Source organism: Jannaschia pagri, from assembly GCF_019655435.1.
GTDB classification, from domain to species: domain Bacteria; phylum Pseudomonadota; class Alphaproteobacteria; order Rhodobacterales; family Rhodobacteraceae; genus Jannaschia; species Jannaschia pagri.
Map to the genome: position 1 here is coordinate 180,859 of NZ_BPFH01000005.1, position 26,026 is coordinate 206,884.

Below are 26,026 nucleotides of genomic sequence, written 5' to 3' on the forward strand. Positions count from 1 at the left end.
GTCTATGGTTTTACCTCCCTACGGTGCCCCGTCGCGCGAGTTGCGTATTGTCGATGACGGGGCACGCCCCAAAGATTGGAGCGGCTCTGCCGAGGATTGGGCCGCGTTCTATGCCCACTTCGTAGAAGACGTGAGCGAACACATCTCACCCAAATGGGATATGGCCACGGGCACCTGGACCGGCGCCTCTGCGCAATTCGCGACGGAGGCGACCCGCCGCGAATTGGACGTGGTCATCAAAACCCTTCTCGCAAAGGGCATCATGGACCAGATCCCCATCACGCCGACCTACAAAGGGCCCTTACCAAAGCGGACGCATTACTGGCTGTACGCCATCGAAGACTACATCGGACCGTTTTTGTCGCGCTTACAATCTGGCGAGCCGGTCCTGCCACCAGCCGATAAGGAACTGGAGCAGAAAGTCGGGGCGCATCCGGCCAATAGCATCTATTATTATGACGACACCGTTGATCTCCAACAGATGCCAAGCCTATTTGGGCATATGTTTCAACACAAGTACAACGGCATCTTCCAGACAAAGCTGATCTTTCGCCGGGCACGCCCACAACAGACGGCCTTTATGCTTGGCCTGACCGATTTCGAATGGCGCCAAGCCCAGGCCAATGTCCATACGGGCAACCACCCCGCCCTGATCAGCGGCCATTGCGCCCAGGGCCTTCTGTTTGCCTGTACCATCGTCGACAAATTATTGAGCGCCGGGCGGCAGATGGAAGACATTCCCATGGAGGCCTACAGCCAATTTGCCGTGGATTTCGGGGATCGGCGGGTGTTCGGCGGCGTGCATTACCCGACAGACAACATCGCATCCTGGATCGCGGTCATGCGGATGATCCCCTGGGTCTTTCCCGAAAACGGTCCAACCCTCCTAGCCTTCATCCAGTCGGCCATTCGCGACCGCAGCTTGCTCTATGGCGCGATCGAAGGCGCCTTCTCGGCCCCCGATCAACCGCTCCTGCCAGCCTGGACACTGCTGCAACAGGAATTGGCACCGGCGGACGCGGGTGACGTTGCCTAGGCCGCGCCGGGCGTCAGAAAGGCGGAAATCTCGACGCCGGCAGCAGTGAGACGGGCGCGAATATCTCGTGCCATCGCCACAGCGGCCGGACCATCGCCGTGAACACAAATGGACTGCGCCGCCAGGGGAATGGGCGGCCCATCCACCACGGGCATCAGCCCGCTGTCCAGAAACGCGAGCAACCGATCCGTGGCCACACCCGGGTCGTGGATCATGGCGCCCGCGTCTCCGCGTGGGACCAGCTGACCATTCGACAGATATCCCCTATCGGCGAAAATCTCTGAATAGACGGTCAAGGATCGCTCGCGCGCGACCCGCTCCGGTTCGGTTCCAGAAATCGCAAGCAGCGACAGATTTGGATCGATACGTTGGATGGTCTCAACGATCACCTCCGCCACCGAGGCATCCCGAGCCGCGAGATTGGCGAGTGCCCCGTGGGGTTTGACGTAGTCGACGGAAACATCGGCCAAAGCCGCCACGGCACGCAGCGCGCCGATTTGAGCGGCGCACATGCGGCCAATCTCTTCGGGCGACATGGGGATGACGCGGCGACCGAACCCAATCGGATCCTGGAAGCCGGGGTGCGCGCCAACAACCACGCCCTGCGCCTTGGCGAGGCAGAGTGTCTTATACATCGTCTCGGGGTCGCTGGCGTGCCCGCCACAGGCCACATTGGCAGAGGTGACAATCGACAACATCGCCGCGTCATCGCCCATCTGCCAGGGGCCAAACCCTTCGCCTAGGTCCGAGTTCAGATCAATCCGCATGGTTCCCGTCCCTGACGTCATTCACCTCACCAGGGTATCGCAGAGATTGGCGCCAGCGCCAGTTTCCAAGCGCATGAGACCGATCAAAGGTGTGGCCCATTGTCCGATGATTGGACGTCACAGGCGGCCTGCCTAAGTCCAGCCCATGTCGAATGATACACGCTTTGCTCGCCTCTTGAGCCTCTGCCTCGGTGCGCTCCGTCCCCCTCGGGGATGGCGCCGAATTGCGATTGCCTACGCCTATGGCATCATCTGCCGCACGATTTTTGCGGCAGCTGTGCTGGCGATGATTGTCGCCATGTTCTTCGGGATGAGCGAAAGTCTCGGGCGCGTCCCATGGCCCTGGGCGGCCTTGGCCAACGCACTCCTGGTCTTGCAATTCCCCATTGTCCACTCGCTCCTCCTCTCCAAGAAGGGGCGCTCGGTCCTGGGCAGACTGGCGCCGGAGGGCTACGGCGGAACGCTCGGCACAACGACGTTCGCCATCATCGCGTCAATCCAACTCGTGGTCCTATTTGTCCTTTGGACGCCCAGTGGCATCGTCTGGTGGCGGGCGGAGGGTGTTGCGCTCGCTGGGATCTGCGTGGCCTACGCGCTGTCTTGGGCATTGCTGATTTGGGCCAGTTACGACGCCGGGGCGGAGGTGCAGTCGGGCGCCTTGGGGTGGATGTCGCTCGCCGCAGATCGCAAGCCGCGCTTTCCCGACATGCCCACGGATGGGCTGTTCCGGATTATCCGCCAACCGATCTACGTGTCGTTTGCGCTCACCACCTGGACCGTGCCCGTTTGGACACCGGACCAACTGGCCCTCGCCCTTGTCTTAACGGCCTACTGCCTGCTGGCGCCCCTTTTGAAGGAGCGGCGGTTCGCGAAGCGGTATGGGGAGCGTTTCGCGAGGTACAAAGCTGACGTGCCCTATGCCGTCCCAGGGCTGACGCGCAATGGCGTTACCGCGCAAGAACCACGTCGGCCCTGATATCCAAATCGTCCTCGATGGCCGTTACGAGGTAATGGGCCACGTCGGCGCGCGAGATCAGACCATTCCGCCACTGGGACGGGTCGCGTAGGACGCGGTACTTTCCAGTCTTCGCCCCGTTTGTCAGGATTACGGGCCGGACCAGCGTCCAGTCGGTGTCGCTGGCCTCAATCTGATCTTCCTGGCGGTCCTTGTCCTCATAGGGTTTGCCCAAGATGGCACGGTGTCCAATCCGCTCCAGGCTGCTCATGGCGGCCCTGCTGCGGCCCGCCCCAAACCCGGTCACGACGAGAAGGCGGGACACACCTGCAGTCTTCATCTGGGGCAGCAACACCGCCGTCGTGTCCGAAAACAGCGACACCGGCGTCCAGATCATCGACAGGCTTTCCTTGATGCCGAGCGCATAGATCACGGCATCCACACCTTGCAGCGCAAAAGCCACTTGGTCCGCATCATAGGCATCGCCGACGACGGGCTCTAACCCAGGGCGACCGTCTAAGGTGTCCGCCGTCCGGGCAAAGGCACGAACGCGGTGTCCCCGGTCCAGCGCCTCGTCCATGGCGTCACGGCCAATGCCCGAGGTCGCGCCCAGGATCAGGATGTGTTTGCCCATATCGGCATTCCTTTCAGTTGGGTCGTCAGGTCGCCGCGGGTTTGCGCGCGGTACCCATGTAGATGATCGCCCGGCCAGGCAGCCGCCCAAAGACGAAGTCCCCGCGCCGGGTGATACCGCGCGGTCCCAGTCCCGTCATCGGACCCGGATGTAACCCTGCGCGCGTCATCGCCGTGGTCAACTCCGCAGGCGTGATGAACATCTCCGGATCATGGGTGCCCTTCGGCAGCAGTCGCAGCACGTCTTCGGCCATGGTAATGACCGCGAAGCGCGCCAGCGGATTGCGATTAATGGTGTCGAACAGAAACAGGCCGCCGGGCTTCAGGACCCGCGCGACCTCGGCCATGACCTTTTGCAGATCCTGCACGTGTTCCAGAACGTCGACACAGACGACCGCGTCAAAACAGGCATCCTCATAGGGCAGCGCTTCACCAACGCCGACGTCGTATCGGATGGTACGTCCGCCCTGCTCCGCATGGGCGCGTGCTGCTGTGATGGCCTCGCTGGCTGGATCGATCCCGGTCACGGTGGCGCCGCGATCGTCCAACGCCTCCGCCATGAACCCGCCAGCGCACCCCAGATCTAGGACCGCCTTACCTGGCCAGTCGATGGCGCGGTCGAACCAAGCGAGCCGCCCCGGCACCATGTTTTTGAGCGTCCGCACCCACCGGATGTCGTCGGACCACCACTGGCTGGCTACATCATCGTAGATGGCCAGATTATTCCGTGAAACCTGTGTCATGCCTGTCAGGTAGCGTCACCTGTAAGGTGTCAAGCCCGGACCGTTTGCACCCCTACGGACCTGGCTCAGCCAGCCGCACGCGCCGCCTGAAGCGCTTCGGACAGAATGTCGAGGTCGCCGATATGGTTGGCCAGAATCAGGATCAGGCGTGCGTTCAGCGCGTCGCTCTGCGCCTTATCCAGACCATCGTGGGCGGCAATCAAAAGGTCATAGGCCCCATCGGGGTCCGACAGGTTGGGATCAAGCTTCAGGGGCATGGAAACCCTCTTGACCCGTCGCCCGCGCCACAGCGGCAAGCACGGCGTCGGGTGTCGTTTCGGCCCAGCGGGCGAGGATATGGTGATCCGGCCGGATCAGATAAACGGCACCCGGTGCGTCACCGAGAAAGCGAGCGGCCACCTCTGCCGTTGGCCTCTCGATATGCAGATGCGCCAAGCCAGGGACACTCAGATTGGCCTGTCCAAGTGTCAGGACGGTGAAACCGTCGGTCAATGCGTCAAGTAAGAAGCCATTCCCCAATGGCCCGTCGCAGCAGGCCGACCCGGGCCGCGTCTTGACCGGACCATCGAAATCATCGGGTCCAAAGCCATGGTGAGCCTCATAAACGCAGGGCACCGATAGTCGTCCCGAATTAACCAACGGCCGCGCGAAGGCATAGCGCCCGGCGAGGTCCAAAACCGCATCGCGGAACAACCGCGACGCATCGGTCTTTGGCGTCATGAAATCGGTGGAGCGCGACGAATTCAGGATGTTTTCATCGGCGGCAAAGGCCCGCTCCGTATGGTAGCTGTCCAGCAGGGGCTGACCCGCCTTGCCTTTCACGACGAGATCCAGCTTCCACGCCAGGTTTTCTGCATCTTGCACGCCCGAGTTCGCCCCACGCGCCCCAAACGGAGACACCTGATGGGCGCTGTCCCCGGCAAAGAACACAGGTCCATGGCGAAACTGCCGCATCCGACGGCACTGGAACCGATAGATCGAGGTCCAGACCAAGTCATAGGCGGGGACCTCTCCGGTCTGGCTGGATAACATCGCATCAACACGGGCCCGCACGCGGTCGTCCTGCAACTCCACCTCGCGGACGATGTCGGAGCCCAGCTGAAAGTCGATGCGCCAAACGTCATCGGGCTGCTTATGCAGCAGAGCCGATTGACCGCTGTCTTTGAAGGGCGGCTGAAACCAGAACCACCGCTCGGTCGGGAAATCTGCGGACATGCGGACGTCTGCGATCAGAAAGTTGTCCTCAAAAACACGACCGTCGAACCCAAGCCCCATCATTTTGCGCAGCGGTGACCGGGCGCCATCACAGGCGATCAGGTAATCCGCCTCCAGGCTGTAGGGACCGTCTGGGGTGTCGACCTCTAGCCGCGCGTGATCGTCCCGCACCTCTAACCCGGTGACCCGATTGCCGCCCCGGATTTCGATGGGGGCTCCGGCCGCTTGTTCGCGCCGAATGGCCTTAACCATCGCCTGCTCGAAATAAGGCTGCTGAAGATTGATGAAGGCCGGGTGCCGGTCCCCCGGCTCGGGTTGCAGATCGAATTGGAACAACTGCCCGTCACCGTGGAACACGCGGCCCCGGCTCCAGACAATTCCCTTGTCCATCATAGGGGCCGCAGCCCCGAGCCTATGGGCAATGTCCAACGTCCGCTTGGCGAAACAGATCGCTTTGCTGCCCTGCCCCGGCCCCGCGTGATCATCCAGCACCACCACCGGCGTGCCCCGTCGCCCGAGATCCAGCGCCAGCGTCAACCCAACAGGCCCGCCGCCCACCACCACGACCGGATGACGGACACAAGCATCTTGGTCCGCCACACGCGCATAGGGGTATAGGTCAAAGGCTAGGTCATAGTTTGCCTGCACCGCATTGCCGGTCGAGGTCATAGGTGATGCTCCGCTTGGGCCGCATAGGAGGACAAGGCGGTCCTTTGGTAGGTCGGGACACCTAACGCGCCGCCTGCGCGAAAACACAAACCGCCCCCTCCGCCGCTCGCAGGACGGAGACTATGAGTCGGGCCAATCATCCCTGCAACGCCTCCCACATCTCCAGGTCGCGCTGAGCGGTCCAGATCCTGGGTGTGTCAATGTCACGGGCTTCGTCATAGGCGCGGGCCACATTGAACGGCAGGCAATGCTCATAGATCGCATAGTCGTGAAACTTCGGGTCGCAGGTGTCGCGCACCGCGTGCCAAGCCTCTTTCAACGATCCCCCCCGCAGGGCGACCCGGGCCGCTGGGCGGTATGTGGATCGGACGAAATCGGTGGTCGAGGTAATGGCGCGGTCGACCGCCTCCGCCCCAATCAGCGCTCCACCGCGTCCAGGCGCAATTGCGTCGAGATCGAAAGCACGGATCCGCGCAAGCGTGTCGGGCCAGTCGTGAAAATGACCATCTCCACAGTAGCAAGCCGAGCGATCCTCTACGATGTCGCCGGTGAACATGGTGTTCGCATCCGGCACATAGACGACCGCGTCACCCGCCGTATGGGCGCGGCCCAATCGCGTGATGTCCACACGGCGCTTGCCTAGGTAAACAGTCATGCGGTCATTGAAGGTTGTGGTCGGCCAGGTGAGGCCCGGAATACTCTCATGACCTTCGAACAGACGGGGGAAGCGTTGGAACTCGCTATCCCAATCCTCCTGCCCCCGTTCAGCGACCATGGCCCGCGCAGCCTCTGACATGATGATCTGGCCCGCGCCGTAGGCCGAAGCCCCCAGCACGCGGACAGCGTGATAATGGGTCAGCACCACATGGCTGATCGGCTTATCGGTGACCGAGCGGACCTTTTCGATGACCTTCTGGGCAAGTCGCGGCGTTGCCTGGGCTTCGACCACCATGACACTGTCATCGCCGATGATAACACCCGAATTTGGGTCCCCCTCGGCGGTGAACGCCCAAAGATCGCGACCAATCTCGTCGAATGTGATGGTCTTCTCGGTCATATCCCCCTGGGAGGCAAAGGTCTTGGTCATCTCGATTGCTCCTGGAGGACAGCGATAAACTGGGGTGTCACCTTTGCGTGCATCTTTGCCGTGTTCATGATGGCGACGGACGCCAGCTTGCCCGTCACGGCTCCGCCACGTTCGAAACTGCGGACGTCGACTAGGGCCTCAGCCTCACCCGCGGTGGAGACCTGGACGCCGCGCTTCTTGCTGTCATCCTGCGCGCGCGGCCACACCTTTGGCATGGCACCGCCCAGCCGCTCTGGCACAAGAGGGGTCTCTGGCAGCACACGCGCGACGATCCGCTGGCGCAGGGCGTTAGCAATCGACACACCCGCCATCAATCATGCCCCGCGCGATGTTTGACCGTTTGGCTGATGTCCCCGAAAGGACGATTGCCTTCGGTATCTTCAAACCAGATCGTGACCTGATCTCCCTCCGTCAGAAAGGGCGTACGTGGCCCACCATGGGCCAGCGTCTCCACCGTCCGTTGTTCTGCGATACAGGCGTAGCCCAGCCCTCCGTCGGCCACTGGCTGCCCCGGCCCGCCTTGTGCATCCCGGTTCGACACGGTGCCGGACCCGATCACGGTCCCCGCTGGCAAGGCCCGGGTCTTGGCGGCATGGGCCACAAGCTGGCCGAAATCGAAGGTCATGCCCTCGCCCGTCTGAACCCGGCCAAAGGGCTTACCGTTCAGATCGATACACATGGTCCCATGCAATCGCGCGCCGTCCCACCCGGGCAAGGCCTCCGGCGACACGGCGAAGGGTGCGCAGGCCGACGGCGGCTTGGATTGCACGAACCCAAAGCCTTTGGACAACTCGTCGGGGATCAAGGCCCGCAGGGATATGTCGTTGAGCACAGTGACAAACCGGATCGCGGCTGCGCCTTCCTCCGGCGAGGCTCCACAGGGCACATCCCCCGTAATCACCGCCAGTTCCGCTTCGAAGTCGGTGCCCCAGGCCGGATCCGCTAAGATCGGCGCATTTGGCGCCTCAAACACGGCGCAGCCTTGATACATCAACGGATCCGTCCAGAACCGCTCTGGCATCTCCGCCCCCCGGGCCCGTCGCACAAGATCGACGTGGTTCACATAGGCCGACCCATCGAGGAACGTGTGGGAGACCGGCAAAGGCGCAGCGCATTGAGCCGGATCCAGCGCCAAAGCATCCCCATCAGGCGCATAGCTGCCACCGCGCAGCGCCGCCAAAAGGCTGACCGACTGGGCAGGCACACAGGTTTGCGCGTCCTCTGAGACAAGCACGAGGCGGTCGTTCACGGTTGCGAGCCGCACCTCAGCGGCCCTCGCGCCGGTCGGGACGATCCCACTGCATCCGTTCCGGCCCGCGCAAGTCGTGCCCTGGACCTTTGCCGTACTTCTCGGGCGTATTCGTCACGAACTTGTGCCACCAGGAATACAGGATCGCACCGACGGCAAGGCCCAGGAACGCAAAGAAAAACCATCCCCAGAGGTTCATGCCTTATCCTCCCCATCGGTCTTGTCGCGCGACCAGGGCCTGACCCACATTTCGCGCAAGGCCCGTGGCAAACTGATCAGGCCGATGGCCGCCAACGCCAAGACGGCCCAACCGAACAGGCCAAGGGACGACAGAAAGTCCATCATTTGCGCCCCGGCGTTCCGTCGAACATCTTATCCAGATCCGCCCAACAATCGATGTAGTCGTCTTGCAGCGGGGCCTCGCAAGCCGCGAACCGCGTCAAGTGCTGGGGAAAGCGGGTTTCAAACATAAACGACATCGTATCCGACAGCTTTTCAGGACCCAGATCAGCGTTCGAGGCCCCCTCAAACGCCCTTTTGTCGGGCCCATGGGGGAGCATCATGTTGTGCAGGCTCATCCCCCCGGGCACGAAACCCTTGGGCTTGGCATCGTACACTCCGTGAATGTTGCCCATAAGCTCGGACATGACGTTCTTGTGGTACCAGGGCGGGCGAAAGGTATCCTCCGCCACCATCCACCGATCTCGAAACAAGACGAAGTCAATGTTGGCGGTCCCCTCGATCCCGCTGGGCGCGGTTAACACCGTGAAGATCGACGGATCCGGGTGATCGAACAGCACTGCGCCCACAGGGCAGTAGGTCCGCAGGTCGTATTTGCAGGGTGCGTAATTGCCGTGCCAGGCCACCACGTCCAAAGGGGAATGGCCAATCCGCGTTTCATGGAATTGTCCGGCCCATTTGACCGTGACAGTCGATGGCGCGTCACGGTCCTCAAAGGCCGCAACTGGGGTCTTAAAGTCGCGCCGGTTGGCCATGCAATTCGCCCCAATCGGCCCGCGACCAGGCAGATCAAAGGTTTGACCGTAGTTCTCACAGACAAAGCCCCGACAGGGTCCCTCCAACACCTCGGTGCGATAGACCAAACCCCGCGGCAGGATGGCGATCTCCTGCGGTGCGACGTCTATGACCCCAAGCTCCGTACAAAAGCGCAGCCGCCCCTCCTGCGGGACAACGAGCATCTCGGAGTCGGCGGAATAAAAGTAAGCATCCGCCATGCTTTCGGTGATCAGGTAGATGTGGCTCGCCATGCCAATCTGGGTGTTCACATCCCCCGCCGTGGTCATCGTCCGCATGCCCGTAAGCCACGTCAGGGTTTCATCGGAATGGGGCACGGGGTCCCAACGGTATTGGCCCAGGGACACGACATCTGGATCAATATGGGGGGCCGACCGCCAATACGGCAGATCGATCTTTGTGAATCGGTGGGTGTGCTTCACGGAGGGCCGGATGCGATAGCACCATGTGCGTTCATTTTGGTGGCTGGGTGCGGTGAAGGCCGTCCCGCTCAATTGCTCCCCATACAGGCCGTAGTTCACCTTTTGGGGGGAGTTCATGCCCTGCGGCAGCGCGCCCGGCAGGGCCTCGGTCTCAAAGTCGTTTCCGAACCCGGGCATATAGCCAGGGGTCGTGCCAATGGCCGTGGCCGCTTGGGTCAGCCCGGACGGAGACGTCTGCCTATTCATCGCACCCTCCCTTGCGCTGCTCGCACGATATTGGTTGTTTTTGTAACTAACAACAGGGGCGACACCGCGATGGGCGACATAGATCTACGGGCATTCACGCCATATCTTCTGGCGATGGCGGCAGAGACGACCAGTCTCGGCTTTCAATCCACCTACAAAGCTCAACACGGAATGTTGCGGACCGAGTGGCGCGTGTTGTTTCACCTGGGCCAATATGGGCCTTTGACCGCCAAGACGATTTGCGACCGCGCGCGGCTCCATAAAACCAAGGTCAGCCGCGCGGTTGCGGCGTTGGAGGCCAAGCGCTTTCTCACGCGGTCCGAGGATCCTCAGGATCGGCGGTCCGACGTCTTGGAGCTGACAGCATCGGGACAGAAGGTCTTCCGCGCCTTAACCGAGGAGGCCGCCCGGTTCGACGCAGCCTTGATGGAGCGGTTCAGCGCCGAAGAACGGCGCATCCTGCGCCAGTGTCTGACGCGCCTCGCCCAACTCTGAGACCCCTTGCGCGCCCTCAAGCAGGCGCGTATGTCCCAAGGCCTGAGCGCGGGTATGGTGAAAAGGTATCACGCGAGCTTCCCAAGCTTAAGTTACGGGTTCAATTCCCGTTACCCGCTCCAAACTCTCCGCATCACGTCACAGGCTCGCTCGCAGCCCGCCGAGCGATTTCACTGGTCCGCGCCGAAACAGGCGATGCGCCCCATCCCGTTCCCGACGGAGGGAACATAGCGTCCACAGGCTCGGTCTCTGACGGTCCACACGTGGACGCGCAGGCAGAGACGGTGTAGCGCGGGACCAAGATCGCACGACCGGAGGCCTCGCAATGTCCTTGCCGCTGTTAACCCCGCTGACCGGAGACCTTTTGCGACAGGCCGGCGTCCCTGAACCCTTCGCCTTCGGTCAAGCGGACCGGGTGAAGTTCCACGAATTGGATGTCCTCGATCATGTGAACAACGCCAGGTACTTGTCCTGGTTCGAGACCTTTCGCATCGCGTACCTGCGGGCCTATGGCATCTCCGACTACGCAGATACCGAAGGCCGCCCGGTGCTGGTCCTCAAATCAGTGGCCATCGACTACCGCGCGCCCTTGCACCTCGAAGACACCTATGTGGTCGCCGGGCGCACACGGGCCTACCGACGCACCTCCTGGGCGATGGACTACGCTGTGTTTTGTGATGGCAAGCTCTGCGCGACCTCGAACGCGGTCATCTGTCTGATGGAAAACGACTTCGTGACGAAAAAGCCGTTGCCGGAACGCTATATCCAGGCCTTCGAAACCCGCGATGGGGCGCAAAAGGACAGCTAAAGCGCCGACCTCCCCGAGGTCAGGTCGACCGGCGTCCGACACGCGCGCATGCGGCTACCCGCGCCACGCGCGCAATTGCGCCAACAGAGCCTGGGTCGAGGCGTCCTTGTCAGACGCATCGCCGCCCTCGACCAAGGGGCCAAGCGATGTGGCGAGTTCCTTGCCCAGCTCAACGCCCCATTGGTCGAAGCTATTGATGCCGAGCATCACACCCTCCACGAAGACCCGGTGTTCGTACATAGCGACAATCCCACCCAAAACGGCGGGCGTCAGCTTGGGATAGATCAGCGTGGTTGACGGACGGTTGCCCTCAAACACCCGGTGCGCGGCCTGGCGTTCCAACTCGGCCCCGTCAAACCGATCCGCGATCTTGGCGCGCGCCTCGTCCAGGCTGCGCCCTTTCAGCAAAGCCTCCGACTGGGCCAGACAATTCGCGATCAGCAGACGGTGGTGATGATCCAGCGCGGGCTCATGCCCGGCGGCAGCGACCATGAACTCGCACGGTACCGGGGTGCGCCCCTGATGGATCAACTGATAGAACGCATGCTGCCCGTTGGTCCCCGGCTCGCCCCAGACGACGGGTCCAGCGGGTCCCGGCAAAGCATCGCCCGCCATGGTGACGCCCTTGCCGTTGCTCTCCATCTCTAACTGTTGAAGGTACGCGGGCAGCCGTGCCAGGCGGTTGTCATAGGGCAGCACCGCGCGCGTCGGATACCCACACACCTGGTGGTTCCAAATACCCACGAGCGCCAGCAAGACCGGCAAGTTTCGCGCCAGGGGTGCGGTGCGGAAATGGTCATCCATCTCGCGCGCACCACGCAAGAAAGCATCGAAGTTAGCCGCACCGATAGCGATCATCAGCGACAGACCAATCGGTCCCCACATGGAGTAGCGCCCGCCGACCCAATCCTCGAACCCAAAGACGCGGGAGCGGTCGATCCCAAAGGCATCGGTCTTGTCCATGGCGGTGCTGAGCGCGGCAAATTGCGCCGCCGGATCAGCCACGCTGCCCGCCATCCAATCCCGCGCGGTTTTGGCGTTGGTCAACGTCTCGATGGTGGTGAAGGTCTTGGACGCCACGATCACCAACGTCGTCGCCGGATCAAGGCGCTTGGCCGTCTCGGCCCAATCGGCGCCATCGACGTTGGAAACGAAGTGACACGCGGGTCCGTCGTGGTAGGGCGACAACGCCAGGGTCGCCATGGCAGGACCCAGATCCGATCCGCCAATCCCGATGTTGACCACATCGGTGATCCGCCCGCCCTGCCCCTGAAAGGTGCCGTCTCGAACGTCATTGGCAAATGTGCGCATGCGGGCCAGCGTGTCATGGACGCCCGGCATCACGTCGGAGCCCTCCACCATCACCGGACGGTCGCCACGCAATGCCGTGTGCAGGACAGCACGACCTTCCGTCTCGTTGATTGGGGTGCCGTCAAACATCTGGTCGCGGCGCGCGGGGACATCCGCGGCCATCTCGATCAGCAGGTTGAGAGCCTCACTCGTCAGGGACGACTTGGACAAATCGAACAGAAATGGCCCGTCCGTCATGGTAAAATCCGCAGAACGGTTGTCGTCTTTCAGCAAATCCGCGATGTGCGCGCCGCGCATTTCGCGGAGCTTGGCGATACCTGTCCAGAAATCCATTTTTTGTCCTTTATGTCGAGGCCGCCGCACCGTGGCAGAGGCCCGTAAGTCTAAATGCGCGGCTCACGCGGCCCAGTGAACCGTCGCGTCTTTGAGGAAGGCAGCGATGGGCGCGGCCATCGGGTCCATGGTCCGGGCTTTGTCGAGGACGGCGCGCTTTTCGTCCCCCATGATCAAAACATGGGTTTCCATGGCCGTCGCCAAGGCCGGGCGCGAGAGGGTCACCCGAGGCTCCCCGGCCCCGTCGGCGCGCATGGGAACCAGCGTCGGCGCGTCCGGCGCCATAGCCTCCGCCAGGCGGTCGGCGCCGGGAAACAGGCTGGCGGTATGCATGTCGGCGCCCATCCCCAAAAGCAGCAGAGAGATTGGGAACTCCGTGGCGAACGCGCCCGACAGATCTGGGATGCCCTCTTCCGGTGTGGCTGCACCATTCACGAGCGGCACATGAACCGCGCGGGCCGCACGGTCGGTCAAAAGCGTCCGTTTCAGCAAGCTGGTGTTTGACCGCTCATGCCCCTCTGGCACCCAGCGTTCGTCATTGAGAAAGACATGCACCCGGGCCCAATCCAGGTCGACCCCCGAGAGCGCAGCGAATGTCTCGCCCGGAGAGGTTCCGCCGGGGACGCAGAAACTCGCGTGGTCATGGACCATCAGACAATTCTTCAGGGCCGAGGCCAGGCGATCCGCAAGCGACATCGCCAGCATTTCACGGTCAGGATATTCGATCAGGTCCATGGGCAGGGTCCTTTGTCGCAAGTCATCCGAGAAGGCCGGGCGCCAGTCCTTCATCTTAGCCCGTGAAGCAGTGGCGAGGGGCGCCCGTTGGGTCAAGGCCGAGGGATGCCGAACCCCTCAATCTCCCAGATCGCGCCAACGACGGTTATCGCGATGCAACAGCGCAAGTGCCTCTTCCGGCCCAGAGGACCCTTGGGCATAGGCATAGGGCTGCGCCCGCCGCTCGACCCATCCCTCGATGATGGGATCTGTCCAGGCCCAGGCAGCCTCCACCTCATCCCCGCGCATGAACAATGTCTGGTTGCCGCGGATCACGTCCATGATCAGGCGTTCATAGGCATCGGGGATCTCTTCGCCCTCGGGGCCAAGGGCATCGGCGAAGGTCATGTCCAGCGGCACGTTCACAAGACGCATACCGCCCGGCCCCGGTTCTTTGATGGTCATGGAGAGATCCATACCCTCATCGGGTTGCAGCCGGATGGTCAGCGCATTGGCCGGCGCGTGGCCGTCCCGTTCAAAAATCGAATGAGGCGTTTCCTTGAACTGCACCACGATCTCGGACAATCGCTTGGTCATCCGCTTGCCCGTGCGCAGATAGAAGGGCGTGCCCTTCCACCGCCAATTGGAAATCCCGATCTTCATGGCAATGAAGCTCTCGGTACGGCTGTCTGGGTTTTCCGCATCCTCTTGGTAGGACGGCCCCTCCGATCCGGCCTTGTACTGTCCGCGCACCAGTTCCGACTTATCCACGGGGTCCAATGCCCGGATAACCTTCAACTTTTCGTCGCGCAAAAGATCTGGCTCAAACCGCGTCGGGGGTTCCATCGCGGTCAAGCACAGCAATTGCATGAGATGGTTCTGGACCATATCCCGCATGGCGCCCGATGTGTCGTAATAGGCACCGCGCCCGCCTACGCCGACCGTCTCGGCCACGGTGATTTGCACGTGATCGATGTAGCGCTCATTCCAGAGCGGCTCAAAGAGGACGTTGGCGAACCGCACGGCCATCAGGTTCTGGACCGTCTCTTTCCCGAGGAAATGGTCGATCCGGTAGATCTGCGCCTCCTCGAAACTGGCGGCCAGATCGGCGTTCAACTGCTTGGCGGTCTCAAGATCGACGCCGAAAGGCTTTTCGACCACAAGGCGGCTGTCTTCACAGGCGATGCCGTGGCTGCGCAGCCGCTTGGCCAATGGACCAAAGAGACTGGGGGCAACGGAGAAGTAGAACGCCTTGACCACATCGTCGCGCATCGCCTCCTTCAGTTGCGCCCAACCGCCATCCCCCTTTGCGTCGATGGGGATGTAGCTGCACTGCGCCAGAAAGGCTTTGATTTGATCCTTGTCCCGTTTCGCTTTGCTAACGAACTCATTTAGCGCCTCAGACACCAATTTCCGAAAGCCAGCGTCATCCATCTCGGACCGTGCGGCGCCAATGATCCGGGCATCCTCGGGCATCTGCCCGGCAAGGAACCGCCGGTACAGCGACGGCAGGATCTTTCGAGCCGCCAGGTCGCCGGTCGCGCCGAAAAGAACCAAATCAAAGGTGTCGACGGGTATCGTTCTAGAAACCATGGGCGGTCCTTAGGCTTGGGTTAGGGCCAACGGGAACGCCGTTAGCGCTAACGATCTTGTTGCGCGTGTCTTACGCGCCGTCTTGGATCCTGTCTAGCGACAGTTGACAGTCTGTCCACCATCCCGTCGGGCAGACTGACCTGCCCGCCGCCCACCTGTGCCGACACGCCGGTCGTGTCAGGGAAGGAGGTCGGCAGGCCCCGCCGCACCCGAACCGCAAGGTAAGCGAAGGCCTGGGCCTCCAGCATGTCACCGTCGAGGCCAACATCTTCGACAGGGCGAACGGGGCACGGCAGGGCCGCCGTCAGCGCGTCCAGGATTGCCGGGTTCAGGCGACCACCGCCTGTGACAAGCAAACGGTCCGGTGGCTGCGGCATCTGTGTCAGACCATGGCGGACGGAGGCCGCGATGACGGCCACCCAGGTGGCGGCGGCGTGGCTGGGCGGCAAAGCGTCAATGGCCGCCCCGGCCGTGCGAAACGCGTCTCGGTCCAATGACTTTGGCGGCATCTTATAGAAGTACGGATGGCGCAGCAGCTCTGCCACCAACCCTGGGTGGACCTCTCCCTCAAGCGCCAAAGCACCGTCCCGGTCAAATGGCTGACCCAACCAATCCATGCACAGATCGTTGATGGGCGCATTGGCCGGTCCCGTATCAAAGGCCAGCAAGGCCCTGTCTTCGGCCATATCCGTCTTTGCCGGATCGACCCAGGTCAGGTTCCCAACGCCGCCCAGGTTCAGGAACGCCAGGGGCGCTTGGGCGCCGATCCAGCGGGCACAGGCATGGTGGAACGCCGGCGCCAAAGGCGCACCCTGCCCGCCCAAGGCCACATCCGCCGTTCGAAAATCCCAAACCACCGGCCTTCCCAGGACCTGCGCCAGCACCCCCCCGTCCCCCGCCTGATGGGTGCGCCGCGCGTCTGGGTCATGGGCCAGGGTCTGGCCGTGAAACCCGACAAGGTCCGCCTGCGCATAGGGCGCCAGCAGACGGGCGTGGGCCGTCTCCACAACCTCAGCGGCTTCGGCCACCGTCGGCTCCCCAGGCCAGCGCCCCAAGGCCGCACGGATCACAGACCGCTCCGTCTCGGAATAGGCGCGATAGGACGAGGCCCCAAAGCGCGCAATCGTCTCGCCGTCGGTCCAAATCTCGGCGGCGTCCACCCCGTCGAGCGAGGTGCCAGACATTGCGCCCACGGCACGGATCGGCTCCATGTCCCTTTTCCTTCGCAGGTCCATCCTCTATGGCGGACAGGCTGATAAATGGACCGGAAACGCCATGACCTACCACCCCAAATCCGACTTCCTTCGGATCATCACGGAGCGCGGCTTTCTCGCCGATTGCACCGATCTGCACAGCCTGGACGAGAAGCTGCTCGCCGGTGGGGTGCCCGCCTATATCGGTTATGACGCCACGGCGGCCTCGCTGCATGTGGGCCATCTGCTCAACATCATGCTGCTGCGCTGGTTCCAGAAGACGGGAAACAAGCCGATCACGCTGATGGGCGGCGGCACGACCAAGGTGGGCGATCCGTCCTTCCGATCCGACGAGCGGCCTTTGCTGGGACCCGAGGAAATCGACGCCAATATCGCGGGCATGCAGAAGGTCTTTGACCGCTACTTGGCCTATGGCGACGGGCCATCGGATGCGATCATGCGCAACAACGCCGAATGGCTGGACGGGCTGAACTACCTGGAGTTCCTGCGCGACATCGGGCGGCACTTCAGCGTCAACCGGATGCTGTCCTTCGAGTCGGTAAAATCGCGTCTGGATCGTGAGCAGTCTCTGTCCTTCCTGGAATTCAACTACATGATCCTCCAAGCCTATGACTTCATGGAATTGAACCGCCGCTACGACTGCCTTTTGCAAATGGGCGGGTCGGACCAATGGGGCAATATCGTCAACGGCATCGACCTGACCCGGCGGGTGATCGACAACGAAGTCTATGGACTGACCACGCCGCTGCTGACGACCTCTGATGGCCGCAAAATGGGCAAAAGCCAGGGCGGCGCCATCTGGCTAAACGGAGATATGCTGTCGCCCTATGAATTTTGGCAGTTCTGGCGCAACACCACGGACGCGGATGTAGGGCGGTTCCTGAAGCTCTACACGGAGCTTCCCGTCGACGAATGCGACCGCCTAGGCGCGCTGGCCGGGTCGGAGATCAACGACGCCAAGATCATCCTCGCCAATGAGGTCACGACCTTGTTGCACGGGGCAGACGCGGCACGGGCCGCGGAGGCCACCGCGCGGGAAGTGTTCGAGAAAGGCGGGGCGGGTGATGATCTGCCGACGACGTCGGTCACGGCGGAGGAGGCCGCCGCAGGGATTTCCGTGGTGCAGCTTTTCGTCCGCGCGGGCCTCGCCAAATCCGGCAAGGAGGCGAAACGACTGATCGCCGAAGGGGGCGCCAAATTGGATGACGCCCCCGTGACAGACGCGGGGCTGGTCGTGTCGGGTGCGGCCCTGTCGGAGCCCGTCAAGCTGTCGGCGGGTAAGAAACGGCACGCCCTGGTCAAGATCGGCTGATGGACCGGGGCGCAATCGCCGCGCGATTTGCGCCCCACCAGGCCCTCGTAACCACCTTGCTGAACCATGGCATCGAGGGACCCGACGACGGCGCCCATGACATCGGTCACGTTCTGCGCGTCTGGGCCAATGTTCAGACCATCGCCGCCGCCGAGGGTGGTGACCTTCGCATTCTTGCCGCGGCGACCCTGCTCCATGATGCGGTCGATGTGCCAAAGACATCGCCTCTCCGTGCGCAGGCGTCACGCCTGGCCGCCAAGGCCGCACAGGACCGCTTGTTGGGCCTCGAGTGGCAGGCCGAGGACATTGAGAAGGTTGCCCACGCGATCGAGGCCCATAGCTTTTCCGCGGAGGTGACACCGCGCACGGCAGAGGCTCGGGTTTTGCAGGACGCTGATCGCTTAGATGCCATTGGTCTGATCGGCGTGGCACGGTGTTGCGCGGTGTCCGGTCGGTTGGGACGCGCCCTCTATGACCCCCAAGATCCCATGGCGCTACAGCGGCCCTTGGACGACACGGCGTGGGCCCTCGACCACTTCGAGACGAAGCTTTTGCGCCTGGCCGAAGGGTTTAAGACCGACACCGGTCGCAGGCTGGCACAGATGCGGCATGCTAGGTGCCTCGCCTTTCAGCAGGGCCTCATTGCGGAGATCAGCGGAGCCGACGGAACCCTTCCGGCTGGCGCGGCGTTTCCTCTGCAACCGCCACAGCTATCGCAGGAGGATGCCATGAGCGCCCCCGACACAAACGTTGAAACGCAGAAGAAACGCCATTTCGGCCCATTGATCGGAATCACGGCCGGGCTCGTCTTTGCGGGTATCCTGGTGTTCGCCTACATCACGTCCCTAGCTCAGCCCCCCGGAGAAGGGCAAGCGGACCAAGTGGAAAGCCCCTCCGTCAGCGTGCCCGCTGAGAACTGACATCTGCTTGATTGCGGGCAGGGCTTAAACCATGCCGTGCTTACCCTTCGAGGCATATCGTCGGTGCGCAACACGGCGTTCGCTGGGAATTGGTATAGATCCATCAGGTCTGGGTCATACCCGGCCCTGAGATCAGTGTTGCGAAGAGTTCAGCCCCCTCCCCAGGGGGCCCACTGCCAAGTCTTCTCAAATGCAGCGTCGTGGATGCATGTGTGCAGACGCTCGCCGTCGTGGCGCTTTGCCTGTCACAGCACGCATTCGTCACCCGCCGAGGCTGGGTCTCTACCGGCGGAGCCCCCTCCACCGGTAGGGACTTTGGCTTAGCGAGCCTATTCCGTCACCCGCACGACTTCCATCAGATCGGGCGCACCGATAACGGCGCCGTTGGGACCGGCGCCTTTCTTGATCGCGTCTACGACGTCCATGCCATCAGTCACACGGCCCACAACGGTGTATTCCCCGTTAAGGTAGGGGGCAGGCGCGAACATGATGAAGAACTGGCTGTTGGCTGAGTTTGGATTGCTTGACCGGGCCATACCGACCACACCCCGTTCGAAGGGCACCTCCGAGAACTCTGCCGCGAGATCGTCACGGTCGCTGCCGCCCATACCCGCGCGGGACATGTTGCCGCCGATACGCCCGAATTGAACGTCACCGGTCTGGGCCATGAAGCCGTCAATCACGCGGTGAAAGACCACACCGTTATATGCGCCGGAGGCAGCCAACCCGGTGATCTGAGCCACATGCGCCGGGGCCACGTCCTCCAAGAGGTCGATGGTTATGGTGCCGGATGCTTCGCCAGCAACATCGATCTCCAGCCCCGCGGCCAGGGCAGGACCGCTGGCCACCAAAGCCAGGGCGCAGACCAGCTTACGCATCTGCGGCCACCTTCATGGAGATCATCTTGTCGGGGTTTGCAGGCGGCTCACCCCGCGTGATGGCATCCACATGCTCCATGCCTTCGATCACGCGGCCATAGACCGTGTACTGACGGTTCAGGAAGTGGTTGTCCGCAAAGTTGATGAAGAACTGACTGTTGGCGGAGTCGGGGTTCTGGGACCGCGCCGCGCCCAAGGTGCCACGGTCGTGGGGCACACCCGAGAACTCGGCCTTCAGGTCTGGCTTATCGCTGCCGCCGGTGCCGGCCCGGCCCAGGTTGCCGCCTTCCTTGCCGTGGGCCACGTCACCGGTTTGGGCCATGAACCCTTCGATCACACGGTGAAACACCACGCCATCATAGGCGCCTTCCCGCGCCAACTCCTTGATCCGGTCGCAATGGCCGGGGGCCACGTCGGGCAGCAGCTCGATGGTCACTGTCCCGTCCTTCAACTCGATGAGGATCGTGTTTTCGGGGTCTTTGATGTCAGCCATGTCTGGCTCCTTCCTGTCCATTGACGGCAGAGCTAGGACATCGCGCCGCGAAGGGAAAGCCAGATGGCGCGGTTTGGTCCTGGAGCGGGCCTTTTCGCCGGGGATCGCCGCCACGGGCTTCAGATTACGCTGGCCAAACCCATAGACAAAATCCCGTCCCCAGCATGCGCGCCCCCGAGGACGACGGGCACGTCGGACGAGGGCCTAGAGCGGCTTTCCCGCCGTACGGTGCAGCTCTACCACTTCGCCGGACGACAAAGCCAAAGCTGTCGCAAACCGCTTTAGGAAATCCCGCTCCGCCGGGTGGTCCGGGTCAATGGCCGTCAACGCCGCCGCATAGACCTGTGCCTCGGCGCCTCGGGGGACATCACGGGCCAAGCCCTCCGGATGGATGTCTTCGGCCAACGCCGCGTCCAGGGCCGCACGGTCGTGATCCGTTTCCGCATCGTCCAGAATATCGCGCAGGATGGCCCGTTCCTCCGGGTCGATCTGTCCATCGGCGCGCACAGCCTGACCAATGGCGCGGATCATGGCGGCGGCTGTGGCTTCGTCGGTGGGGGCTGCGTCAATGGTCGCAACCGTCTGAGCTTGGTCAGGGACCATACCTGCGGCTGCGGTGCCACCGGCCATGGCCGTCAGACCGCCCAGAAGCCCGCCCATACCGGACCCACCCGAAGAAGTGCCGCCGCCCAAGGCGCCCAGCAACCCGCCGAGGGATCCGCCCGAGGCGCCCCCGTTGCTGCGAGCGTCAGAGATCATCTGCTTGACGCCCTGCATGCCACCCCGTTGGCGGAACGCGTCATACCCCTTGGCGGCGGCAAACCCCAAAGCCATCTTGAAGGCTGTTTTCTTGAGCGACATCGGTCTCTCCCCTCACATGCTGTTGACGGAAGAGATGGGGAGGCCAGGCCGCTCGATCCAGCCCTTGCGGACTTAGGGCAGCAGGTTCGGCACAATCGTGACAATCGACGGGAACGACCACAGGAGCGCCAGCCCGGCCACCTGGATCAGCACGAAGGGGATCACGCCGCGATAGATATGGCCGGTCGTAACCTCCTTCGGCGCGACGCCACGCAGGTAGAACAACGCGAAGCCAAACGGCGGGGTCAGAAACGAGGTCTGCAGGTTCACCGCAATCATGATCGTCACCCATTTGGGATCAAAGGTTCCGCCGTAAATGACGGGACCAACGATAGGGATGACGATGTAGATGATTTCCAGGAAGTCGAGAACGAACCCCAGGATAAACAGCACCAACATCACGATCAGGAAGACCTTCAACTCATTGTCGAAGCTGCGCAGGAAATCCTGGATGTAGTGTTCCCCGCCAAAGGAGATCAGAACGAGGTTCAGGAGCTGCGACCCGATAAGGATTGTGAAGACCATCGAGGTGACCTTGGCCGTCTCGCGCACCACGGGCCCCAAAACACCCGTGCGGAACAGAACCCAACAGGCGTAGAGCAGACCGATGAAGGCCGCATGGTACGCAAGCTGCGCGATGACGCTGGCGATGACATCGGCCGTGGTCGTGGTTTCCAACCCCATGCGCAGATCGAAGTTCACACCGAACAGCAGCATCACCACCAGCGCAAGCGATGCCAACAGGATCATCGAACCGGTCTTATTTTCGTCCTTCAGCTTACGGTACGCGGCCAGCATGATCGCCCCCCCTGCCCCAAGCGCGGCGGCCGGTGTTGGGTTCGTAATGCCACCCAGGATCGACCCGAGAACTGCGACGATCAGAACAAGGGGTGGGAAGACGACGGCCAAAAGCTCATTCTGGGCCAATCGTGCGAAAGCGGGCCAAATCCCGACCATCGTGATCCCCAGCGGCACAGCCATCAGCACGAACGTCGTGCCCGACGACGTGTTGGCCGCAATCAGCAACCAGTCGATCAGGAACGCCAAACCAATCCCCGCCGCACCGATGGCGAGCGGCTTTCCATCTGCTATCGGGTTGATCCCACGGGCGACGGCCAGGACGAGGCCGAGGCCCAGGAACAGAACCGCGACACCCGTTCCGATGGGCGCCGCGCCGAGGACGGCCACGCTGCGCGCGCTCTCCAATTCTTCGGCAGTCAACTCGCGTGCCAGTTGGACGCCGCCTGCCTCGTTGATTGCCGCTTGTTGCGCCACGGCAAGATCCCAGGCGGCTTGGCCGTGCAACTCAATCATAGCGGCCTGACAGGCCTCGGAGACGTTGGTGCGCAGGCTCGCCTGTTCGCCGGCTTGCGAAAAGCTGGACACCGACACGCTTTGGGTTCCGATCACATCCACCATGGCGAGCCCGATGCCGCCCAGGATGATGGCGCCGGGGACCAACAGGAACCAAATCAGCGCATCGTCTTTGGAAATGACGGAACCGTTGCCCGAGTCCAGATTGACCGGCGGTGCCTTGGCCGGGTTCAGGAGAGCGAAACCGAACGCATAGGCGCCATACAGTAACGCCAGCAGGATGCCCGGCAGCAGAGCCGCCTGGAACAAGGTTCCGACCGAGACCACCGCAGGCTCACCCAGATACGTAAGAGCATCGGAACATCCGACCAATTGGGCGCGGCTTTCTTGGGCGGTCGAATAGATATCCCCCGCCAAGGTGCCCAGCAGAACGATAACGATGGAGGGCGGGATGATCTGCCCCAGGGTGCCCGAGGCAGCGATCACACCAGTGGCCAGTTCCGGCGAATAATTGTTGCGCAGCATCGTCGGCAGCGCCAGCAGCCCCATGGTCACCACGGTGGCGCCCACAATGCCGGTCGAGGCGGCGAGGAAGGCGCCCACGATCACGATGGACACCGCAAGACCGCCTGGCAGTGGGCCAAACACCCGTGCCATGGTTGTCAGCAGGTCATTGGCGATCTTGGACCGCTCCAGCGTTATCCCCATCATCACGAACATCAGGACGGCCAGCAACGTCTCGATGGAGGCACCGGCGATCACACGCTCGTTCATGCGGTTGACGATAAAGGCAAGGTTGCGGTCCACGGCCTGTTCCCACCCTTGGGGGAACAGCGCCTCTTCAACGCGGGGCAACTCGGGGTATCGGAAGACCGAAATCGCGTCCCGTCGGACCCCTTCGGCGATCAACTGCGCATATTCGGCCGAGGAGGTGTCGATCGCCGCGTGCAGCAGCAGACCAGCGCTGTCCAAAGCGGCGATGATGCCGAAGCTGATGACACCAGCGCCCGCGATGGCGAAGGCCACCGGGAAGCCCGACATGATCCCGCCAAAGAGGCACAGGAAGACGATAATCAGGCCGACTTCGACCCCGTCCAAACCGAATGGCATGTTGTTTCCCCTCGTCTCGATCCCCGGCCTTGTCCGTGACCAGGTGATCGCCAATCTCGTCTAGTCCGGGCAGACCCGGTGTTCTTGCATGGGCTCTGACGCGGTGAAGACCCGCACAACGTCTTGGCCCGCATCGTCGAATTCGCGCACCACGAGGGCCGTCCCGATCCGCACGGGGTTGCCCTCATTCACGGCGGCAGCCTCATAGGCAGTCGCATTCAATCCTGGAACAGGCCGCGCCTCCGCGAAGGTCAGGCTTCCCGCCTCGCCTCCGGGAAAGAAACCCCCATCGGACAACGTCCCTGACCGATAGGTCCCGCATTCCGCTGGGTCGGTCTTATAGAGGGTCACCGTCTCCGCCCCCAAAGGCGTGGCCAGGGTGACCGACAGGAGCAACAGCAACGCGCGCATCAGTGGATTTCCGCAACGCGTTCGGCGTCTTCATCGCCCAGAACGTCCTTGTCCAGGTAACGGTCCGCGCTCAAATCGCCTTCGCGATATTCCAGCCAAGACCGCCAGAAGAAAGCACAGGCCTGCAGAAAGGCCGTGGCCGCAAACAGCAGGATCAGGACCTTGAACAGGAAGTAGGCGTCAAAGCCGTTTGGGCTGAACCCAATGGTTTCGACATTCCAACGGGCGGCACGTGCCTTCAGCAGCAAACGGTCCAACTGGTCCGAGGCGGAGGTGGCGGGTGTAATCATCGACCGCCAGAAGAAGAACCATGAGAACAGCCAAATCAGAACCAGCGAGGGGATCATGAACAGCATCGTGCCGCACATGTCGATGACGCGCTTGGTGCGGTGGCTGACGGCGGAGTAAACGAGGTCGACCCGCACGTGTCCGCCCTGGATGAATGTCCAGGCCACGCAGAGGCAAACGATCATCGCGTTGTAAAGCTTCAACTCTTCGGAATACCACGACAGGTCTCGGGTGAAGACGCTGCCGAAGGGTCCGATGGAGATCTCGGACACGCGGAAGATGCGTTGCAAAAACACGATCATGATCTGTTGCAACACCATGATCAGCCCGGCCCAGGCGGCGATCCGTCCGATCCAGTTGAGGCCCGCCTCCAGGCCCCGAACGACGCCCCACAAAGCGTCGCGAAAGAAGTATCCCGCCACGGTGATCGCGAGGAACAGGACCAAGGTCACAAAGAAGAACTCAACCGAGGCGCCGTAGTAGACGAGACGCATCAGGCTTTGCTTGTCCTCCAGCGTTTCCCAGGATCCGGTCCAAGCCAACCACGACCCGGGGTTCAAGAGCGCGTACCCCAGATTGTAGATAGCCAAGGCCAGATTGGTGAAAAACCAGGAAATAGCTTCGAGCATCGCGTCCCCCGACTTGCCGCGTGCGAGGCGGGCGTAGGGCTACGTCCCGCAAAGAAGATGGCCCGCCCCAGGGTGGGACGGGCCGATTTGTGTTAGGCCCGCACGCGGTCCCGCTGGGCGCGGTAGGCGCCTTCGGACCGGGTGATCCAGTTCGACGAGGCGGCCATGGATTCCATCGCGCTGTCGTGGACGGTCTTGAACAGGTCGTCGCCCATGTTCTCATCCATAACGGCCTGGGCCGCAGCACCCATGGCATCCCAGACGCTGTCGGGGAATTCGCGGACGGTGACGCCGCCCGACTGCAGACGCTGCAGCGCGGTCCCGTTGTTGGCCAGGAACTGGGCCAGGTTCCACTGGTGGCACTCACCGGCGGCGATCTCGATGATCTTCTGATGCGCGGGGCTCAGGCTCTCGAAGACGTCGCGGTTGGTGGCCAGGGACAGACCGGCACCCGGCTCGTGGAAGCCAGCGGTGTAATAGGTCTTGGTGATTTCCTGGAAACCGGCCTTTTCGTCGGCCCAGGGGCCAATCCACTCGGTCCCGTCAATCGCGCCCGAGGCCAGGGCCTGGTACACTTCGGAGCCGGGCAGGTTCTGAACCGAGGCGCCCATCTTGCCCAGCGCTTGACCGCCGAGGCCCGGCATACGGAACTTCAGACCCTGGAAGTCTTCTGGCCCGCTGATCTCGGTGCGGTACCAACCGCCTGCCTGGGCGCCTGTGTTGCCCGCGAGGAAGGACTTCAGACCGAAGATCTGGCCCAACTCGTCGTGCAACTCCATACCACCGGCGTGGTAGTACCAGTTGACCAACTCCTGCGCGGTCATGCCAAACGGCACGGCCGTGAAGAACGCATAGGCAGGGTGCTGACCGACGAAGTAGTAGTCGGCGCCGTGGTACATGTCGGCCTGGCCAGAGGTCACGGCGTCGAAAACTTCGAACGCACCAACCAACTCGCCAGCGGCCTTCAGATCGACGGTGAGCGAGCCATCGGACATGGCGGTGATGCTATCGGCGGCGCGCTGGGCGCTGTCGTGGACACCGGCGAGGCCACGACCCCAGGTGGTGACCATGGTCAGCGTGCGGTTGCCCTGCGCATAGGCGGGTGCGGCCAGGGCGGCGGCCCCTGCGGCGGCGCCTGCTCCGATGGTGGTATTCTTCAGGAATGAACGACGGTCCATTACTTCCTCCCCTGTATTAACGTACCGCCCTACCCTCCCGGTAGGTGCGGTCGGCCCGGTTTTCGGGCGTGCGGCGGACCCTAGGCTTTCGGGTCGCAGTGTCAAAT

At 62.6% G+C, this 26,026-nt stretch carries 28 protein-coding genes and 1 tRNA gene; 7 read left to right on the forward strand and 22 right to left on the reverse strand.

The window, feature by feature from the left end; genetic code table 11:
* The first annotated feature begins 4 nt into the window (after positions 1-4).
* Positions 5-1,036 carry a phosphatase PAP2 family protein gene (locus K5R33_RS13965; RefSeq protein ID WP_220749679.1) on the forward strand — a complete coding sequence of 344 codons (1,032 nt, stop codon included), beginning with the start codon at positions 5-7 and terminating at the stop codon, positions 1,034-1,036.
* Here K5R33_RS13965 and K5R33_RS13970 read toward each other — a convergent pair.
* Positions 1,033-1,803: a LamB/YcsF family protein gene (locus K5R33_RS13970; RefSeq protein WP_220749680.1), complete on the reverse strand. Its 771-nt coding sequence runs from the start codon at positions 1,801-1,803 to the stop codon at positions 1,033-1,035. The genes K5R33_RS13965 and K5R33_RS13970 overlap by 4 nt on opposite strands.
* 145 nt (positions 1,804-1,948) lie before the next feature.
* Here K5R33_RS13970 and K5R33_RS13975 point away from each other — a divergent pair, with 145 nt between their 5' ends.
* A complete protein-coding gene (locus K5R33_RS13975; protein ID WP_220749681.1) occupies positions 1,949-2,779 on the forward strand; it encodes a methyltransferase family protein in 831 nt (276 codons plus the stop codon).
* Here the strand turns inward: K5R33_RS13975 and K5R33_RS13980 are convergent.
* From K5R33_RS13980 to hmgA, 10 genes are all read right to left on the reverse strand, one after another.
* Complete coding sequence (locus K5R33_RS13980; RefSeq protein ID WP_220749682.1) at positions 2,751-3,392, reverse strand: NAD(P)-dependent oxidoreductase; 642 nt, start codon at positions 3,390-3,392, stop codon at positions 2,751-2,753. The two genes, K5R33_RS13975 and K5R33_RS13980, sit on opposite strands and share 29 nt — an antisense overlap.
* A gap of 25 nt (positions 3,393-3,417) precedes the next feature.
* Entirely contained in the window at positions 3,418-4,134 is a 717-nt protein-coding gene (gene ubiG, locus K5R33_RS13985) for a bifunctional 2-polyprenyl-6-hydroxyphenol methylase/3-demethylubiquinol 3-O-methyltransferase UbiG (protein ID WP_220749683.1), read from the reverse strand.
* Positions 4,135-4,199: 65 nt separating this feature from the next.
* Positions 4,200-4,391, reverse strand: coding sequence for a DUF2783 domain-containing protein (locus tag K5R33_RS13990; RefSeq protein ID WP_220749684.1), 192 nt, complete (start codon positions 4,389-4,391; stop codon positions 4,200-4,202).
* Entirely contained in the window at positions 4,375-6,018 is a 1,644-nt protein-coding gene (locus tag K5R33_RS13995) for an FAD-dependent oxidoreductase (RefSeq protein ID WP_220749685.1), read from the reverse strand. The genes K5R33_RS13990 and K5R33_RS13995 overlap by 17 nt, the downstream gene beginning before the upstream one ends.
* 136 nt (positions 6,019-6,154) lie before the next feature.
* Positions 6,155-7,105 carry an MBL fold metallo-hydrolase gene (locus K5R33_RS14000; protein WP_220749686.1) on the reverse strand — a complete coding sequence of 317 codons (951 nt, stop codon included), beginning with the start codon at positions 7,103-7,105 and terminating at the stop codon, positions 6,155-6,157.
* Positions 7,102-7,416: a hypothetical protein gene (locus tag K5R33_RS14005; protein WP_220749687.1), complete on the reverse strand. Its 315-nt coding sequence runs from the start codon at positions 7,414-7,416 to the stop codon at positions 7,102-7,104. The genes K5R33_RS14000 and K5R33_RS14005 overlap by 4 nt, the downstream gene beginning before the upstream one ends.
* The gene (locus K5R33_RS14010) at positions 7,416-8,369 is read right to left on the reverse strand and encodes a fumarylacetoacetate hydrolase family protein (RefSeq protein WP_255576430.1); all 954 of its coding nucleotides are present in this window, start codon (positions 8,367-8,369) and stop codon (positions 7,416-7,418) included. The genes K5R33_RS14005 and K5R33_RS14010 overlap by 1 nt, the downstream gene beginning before the upstream one ends.
* Position 8,370: 1 nt before the next feature.
* Positions 8,371-8,553 carry a hypothetical protein gene (locus K5R33_RS14015; RefSeq protein ID WP_220749688.1) on the reverse strand — a complete coding sequence of 61 codons (183 nt, stop codon included), beginning with the start codon at positions 8,551-8,553 and terminating at the stop codon, positions 8,371-8,373.
* On the reverse strand, positions 8,550-8,699 hold the full coding sequence (locus tag K5R33_RS14020) for a hypothetical protein (protein ID WP_220749689.1): 150 nt from the start codon (positions 8,697-8,699) through the stop codon (positions 8,550-8,552). The genes K5R33_RS14015 and K5R33_RS14020 overlap by 4 nt, the downstream gene beginning before the upstream one ends.
* A complete protein-coding gene (hmgA, locus tag K5R33_RS14025; RefSeq protein WP_220749690.1) occupies positions 8,696-10,057 on the reverse strand; it encodes a homogentisate 1,2-dioxygenase in 1,362 nt (453 codons plus the stop codon). The genes K5R33_RS14020 and hmgA overlap by 4 nt, the downstream gene beginning before the upstream one ends.
* A 69-nt stretch (positions 10,058-10,126) precedes the next feature.
* Here hmgA and K5R33_RS14030 point away from each other — a divergent pair, with 69 nt between their 5' ends.
* The 3 genes from K5R33_RS14030 to K5R33_RS14040 all read left to right on the forward strand — a co-directional run bounded on the left by K5R33_RS14030 (position 10,127) and on the right by K5R33_RS14040 (position 11,360).
* A complete protein-coding gene (locus K5R33_RS14030) occupies positions 10,127-10,552 on the forward strand; it encodes a MarR family winged helix-turn-helix transcriptional regulator (protein WP_220749691.1) in 426 nt (141 codons plus the stop codon).
* Between the two features lie 48 nt (positions 10,553-10,600).
* Positions 10,601-10,674 (forward strand) — tRNA-Gly (locus tag K5R33_RS14035).
* Positions 10,675-10,877: 203 nt separating this feature from the next.
* On the forward strand, positions 10,878-11,360 hold the full coding sequence (locus K5R33_RS14040; protein WP_220749692.1) for an acyl-CoA thioesterase: 483 nt from the start codon (positions 10,878-10,880) through the stop codon (positions 11,358-11,360).
* A 54-nt stretch (positions 11,361-11,414) separates the two neighbouring features.
* Here the strand turns inward: K5R33_RS14040 and pgi are convergent, their stop codons facing one another.
* The 4 genes from pgi to K5R33_RS14060 form a co-directional block, all read right to left on the reverse strand.
* Positions 11,415-13,004, reverse strand: coding sequence for a glucose-6-phosphate isomerase (gene pgi / locus K5R33_RS14045; protein ID WP_220749693.1), 1,590 nt, complete (start codon positions 13,002-13,004; stop codon positions 11,415-11,417).
* 63 nt (positions 13,005-13,067) lie between these two features.
* Positions 13,068-13,739 (reverse strand): 6-phosphogluconolactonase, encoded by a 672-nt coding sequence (gene pgl, locus K5R33_RS14050; RefSeq protein WP_220749694.1) that lies wholly within the window; start codon positions 13,737-13,739, stop codon positions 13,068-13,070.
* 117 nt (positions 13,740-13,856) lie between these two features.
* Positions 13,857-15,311, reverse strand: coding sequence for a glucose-6-phosphate dehydrogenase (gene zwf, locus K5R33_RS14055; protein ID WP_220749695.1), 1,455 nt, complete (start codon positions 15,309-15,311; stop codon positions 13,857-13,859).
* Positions 15,312-15,358: 47 nt separating this feature from the next.
* Complete coding sequence (locus K5R33_RS14060) at positions 15,359-16,522, reverse strand: anhydro-N-acetylmuramic acid kinase (RefSeq protein WP_220749696.1); 1,164 nt, start codon at positions 16,520-16,522, stop codon at positions 15,359-15,361.
* 64 nt (positions 16,523-16,586) lie between these two features.
* Between K5R33_RS14060 and tyrS the strand changes: the two genes are divergently transcribed.
* Together tyrS and K5R33_RS14070 are read left to right on the forward strand one after the other, a co-directional pair.
* The gene (gene tyrS, locus K5R33_RS14065; protein WP_220749867.1) at positions 16,587-17,837 is read left to right on the forward strand and encodes a tyrosine--tRNA ligase; all 1,251 of its coding nucleotides are present in this window, start codon (positions 16,587-16,589) and stop codon (positions 17,835-17,837) included.
* Entirely contained in the window at positions 17,837-18,757 is a 921-nt protein-coding gene (locus tag K5R33_RS14070) for an HD domain-containing protein (protein ID WP_220749697.1), read from the forward strand. The genes tyrS and K5R33_RS14070 overlap by 1 nt, the downstream gene beginning before the upstream one ends.
* 329 nt (positions 18,758-19,086) lie before the next feature.
* Here K5R33_RS14070 and K5R33_RS14075 read toward each other — a convergent pair whose 3' ends face one another.
* The 7 genes from K5R33_RS14075 to K5R33_RS14105 all read right to left on the reverse strand — a co-directional run bounded on the left by K5R33_RS14075 (position 19,087) and on the right by K5R33_RS14105 (position 25,919).
* The gene (locus K5R33_RS14075) at positions 19,087-19,635 is read right to left on the reverse strand and encodes a peptidylprolyl isomerase (protein ID WP_220749698.1); all 549 of its coding nucleotides are present in this window, start codon (positions 19,633-19,635) and stop codon (positions 19,087-19,089) included.
* Positions 19,628-20,128: a peptidylprolyl isomerase gene (locus tag K5R33_RS14080; protein WP_220749699.1), complete on the reverse strand. Its 501-nt coding sequence runs from the start codon at positions 20,126-20,128 to the stop codon at positions 19,628-19,630. Before K5R33_RS14080 ends, K5R33_RS14075 begins: the two co-directional genes overlap by 8 nt.
* Positions 20,129-20,332: 204 nt before the next feature.
* On the reverse strand, positions 20,333-20,989 hold the full coding sequence (locus K5R33_RS14085; protein ID WP_220749700.1) for a DUF533 domain-containing protein: 657 nt from the start codon (positions 20,987-20,989) through the stop codon (positions 20,333-20,335).
* 72 nt (positions 20,990-21,061) lie between these two features.
* Positions 21,062-23,413 carry a TRAP transporter large permease gene (locus K5R33_RS14090; protein ID WP_220749701.1) on the reverse strand — a complete coding sequence of 784 codons (2,352 nt, stop codon included), beginning with the start codon at positions 23,411-23,413 and terminating at the stop codon, positions 21,062-21,064.
* 60 nt (positions 23,414-23,473) lie between these two features.
* The gene (locus K5R33_RS14095) at positions 23,474-23,824 is read right to left on the reverse strand and encodes a hypothetical protein (RefSeq protein ID WP_220749702.1); all 351 of its coding nucleotides are present in this window, start codon (positions 23,822-23,824) and stop codon (positions 23,474-23,476) included.
* Positions 23,824-24,741, reverse strand: a complete 918-nt coding sequence (locus K5R33_RS14100) for a TRAP transporter small permease subunit (RefSeq protein ID WP_220749703.1) — start codon at positions 24,739-24,741, stop codon at positions 23,824-23,826. The genes K5R33_RS14095 and K5R33_RS14100 overlap by 1 nt, the downstream gene beginning before the upstream one ends.
* 92 nt (positions 24,742-24,833) lie before the next feature.
* Positions 24,834-25,919: a TRAP transporter substrate-binding protein gene (locus K5R33_RS14105; RefSeq protein ID WP_220749704.1), complete on the reverse strand. Its 1,086-nt coding sequence runs from the start codon at positions 25,917-25,919 to the stop codon at positions 24,834-24,836.
* Positions 25,920-26,026: the final 107 nt, after the last annotated feature.

What these genes read in the sequence shown, in the direction of transcription:
- K5R33_RS13995 (WP_220749685.1), bottom strand. Translation starts at nt 6,018, where the DNA reads ATGACCTCGACCGGCAATGCGGTGCAGGCAAACTATGACCTAGCCTTT.
- zwf (WP_220749695.1), bottom strand. Translation starts at nt 15,311, where the DNA reads ATGGTTTCTAGAACGATACCCGTCGACACCTTTGATTTGGTTCTTTTC.
- K5R33_RS14075 (WP_220749698.1), bottom strand. Translation starts at nt 19,635, where the DNA reads ATGCGTAAGCTGGTCTGCGCCCTGGCTTTGGTGGCCAGCGGTCCTGCC.
- pgl (WP_220749694.1), bottom strand. Translation starts at nt 13,739, where the DNA reads ATGGACCTGATCGAATATCCTGACCGTGAAATGCTGGCGATGTCGCTT.
- ubiG (WP_220749683.1), bottom strand. Translation starts at nt 4,134, where the DNA reads ATGACACAGGTTTCACGGAATAATCTGGCCATCTACGATGATGTAGCC.
- K5R33_RS14100 (WP_220749703.1), bottom strand. Translation starts at nt 24,741, where the DNA reads ATGCTCGAAGCTATTTCCTGGTTTTTCACCAATCTGGCCTTGGCTATC.
- K5R33_RS14030 (WP_220749691.1), top strand. Translation starts at nt 10,127, where the DNA reads ATGGGCGACATAGATCTACGGGCATTCACGCCATATCTTCTGGCGATG.
- K5R33_RS13975 (WP_220749681.1), top strand. Translation starts at nt 1,949, where the DNA reads ATGTCGAATGATACACGCTTTGCTCGCCTCTTGAGCCTCTGCCTCGGT.
- K5R33_RS14000 (WP_220749686.1), bottom strand. Translation starts at nt 7,105, where the DNA reads ATGACCAAGACCTTTGCCTCCCAGGGGGATATGACCGAGAAGACCATC.
- K5R33_RS14005 (WP_220749687.1), bottom strand. Translation starts at nt 7,416, where the DNA reads ATGGCGGGTGTGTCGATTGCTAACGCCCTGCGCCAGCGGATCGTCGCG.
- K5R33_RS13980 (WP_220749682.1), bottom strand. Translation starts at nt 3,392, where the DNA reads ATGGGCAAACACATCCTGATCCTGGGCGCGACCTCGGGCATTGGCCGT.
- K5R33_RS14040 (WP_220749692.1), top strand. Translation starts at nt 10,878, where the DNA reads ATGTCCTTGCCGCTGTTAACCCCGCTGACCGGAGACCTTTTGCGACAG.
- K5R33_RS14060 (WP_220749696.1), bottom strand. Translation starts at nt 16,522, where the DNA reads ATGGAGCCGATCCGTGCCGTGGGCGCAATGTCTGGCACCTCGCTCGAC.
- hmgA (WP_220749690.1), bottom strand. Translation starts at nt 10,057, where the DNA reads ATGAATAGGCAGACGTCTCCGTCCGGGCTGACCCAAGCGGCCACGGCC.
- K5R33_RS13970 (WP_220749680.1), bottom strand. Translation starts at nt 1,803, where the DNA reads ATGCGGATTGATCTGAACTCGGACCTAGGCGAAGGGTTTGGCCCCTGG.
- K5R33_RS14085 (WP_220749700.1), bottom strand. Translation starts at nt 20,989, where the DNA reads ATGTCGCTCAAGAAAACAGCCTTCAAGATGGCTTTGGGGTTTGCCGCC.
- tyrS (WP_220749867.1), top strand. Translation starts at nt 16,587, where the DNA reads ATGACCTACCACCCCAAATCCGACTTCCTTCGGATCATCACGGAGCGC.
- K5R33_RS14095 (WP_220749702.1), bottom strand. Translation starts at nt 23,824, where the DNA reads ATGCGCGCGTTGCTGTTGCTCCTGTCGGTCACCCTGGCCACGCCTTTG.
- K5R33_RS14015 (WP_220749688.1), bottom strand. Translation starts at nt 8,553, where the DNA reads ATGAACCTCTGGGGATGGTTTTTCTTTGCGTTCCTGGGCCTTGCCGTC.
- K5R33_RS13990 (WP_220749684.1), bottom strand. Translation starts at nt 4,391, where the DNA reads ATGCCCCTGAAGCTTGATCCCAACCTGTCGGACCCCGATGGGGCCTAT.
- K5R33_RS14020 (WP_220749689.1), bottom strand. Translation starts at nt 8,699, where the DNA reads ATGATGGACTTTCTGTCGTCCCTTGGCCTGTTCGGTTGGGCCGTCTTG.
- K5R33_RS13965 (WP_220749679.1), top strand. Translation starts at nt 5, where the DNA reads ATGGTTTTACCTCCCTACGGTGCCCCGTCGCGCGAGTTGCGTATTGTC.
- pgi (WP_220749693.1), bottom strand. Translation starts at nt 13,004, where the DNA reads ATGGATTTCTGGACAGGTATCGCCAAGCTCCGCGAAATGCGCGGCGCG.
- K5R33_RS14070 (WP_220749697.1), top strand. Translation starts at nt 17,837, where the DNA reads ATGGACCGGGGCGCAATCGCCGCGCGATTTGCGCCCCACCAGGCCCTC.
- K5R33_RS14080 (WP_220749699.1), bottom strand. Translation starts at nt 20,128, where the DNA reads ATGGCTGACATCAAAGACCCCGAAAACACGATCCTCATCGAGTTGAAG.
- K5R33_RS14090 (WP_220749701.1), bottom strand. Translation starts at nt 23,413, where the DNA reads ATGCCATTCGGTTTGGACGGGGTCGAAGTCGGCCTGATTATCGTCTTC.
- K5R33_RS14105 (WP_220749704.1), bottom strand. Translation starts at nt 25,919, where the DNA reads ATGGACCGTCGTTCATTCCTGAAGAATACCACCATCGGAGCAGGCGCC.